The 537-nt window shown below is 60.9% G+C and carries 1 pseudogene; it reads left to right on the top strand.

Features of this window, described 5'->3' with window-relative positions:
• Positions 1-537 (top strand): annotated as a pseudogene (locus QQL24_RS36315) (IS630 family transposase); the annotation flags it as partial.

Here is a 537-nt window from a genome sequence, read left to right as displayed (position 1 = left end):
GTTGGAGGGGCGCAGTCGAGAAGAAGCGGCGCGGATTGGCGGCATGGACCGGCAAACCCTGCGCGACTGGGTTCACCAATTCAACGAGCACGGTCCAGATGGGCTGAAGGATCATTGGTATGAGGGCCCCTCGGCCCGCCTGAGTGCCGAGCAATTATCGACCCTCGCCGATATTGTGAAGACGGGACCGGACCGGGTCGAGGATGGCGTGGTACGCTGGCGCCGGGTCGATCTGAAGCGCGTTATCGAGGAACGCTTTGGCGTCAGTTATCATGAGCGTACGGTGGGCAAGATCCTCAAGCAGATCGGCTTTTCGCATATCAGTGCCCGTGCGCGTCATCCCGGCCAGAAGCCCGAAACGATCGCGGCGTTTAAAAAAACTTCGAAGCCACGCTGAAGGCGCATCTGGCCCATCTTCCCAAGCACAAGCCGATCGAGATCTGGTTCCAAGACGAGGCGCGGATTGGCCAGAAGAATGGACTTGTACGTCAATGGGCGCTCCGCGGCACCAGGCCACGCCAGCCGGCCGATCAGCGT

It is taken from the genome of Labrys miyagiensis (genome assembly GCF_030160835.1).
Lineage (GTDB): Bacteria > Pseudomonadota > Alphaproteobacteria > Rhizobiales > Labraceae > Labrys > Labrys miyagiensis.
Note: the sequence above shows the minus strand (reverse complement) of the source record. Positions and strands in the feature narration are given on the sequence as shown.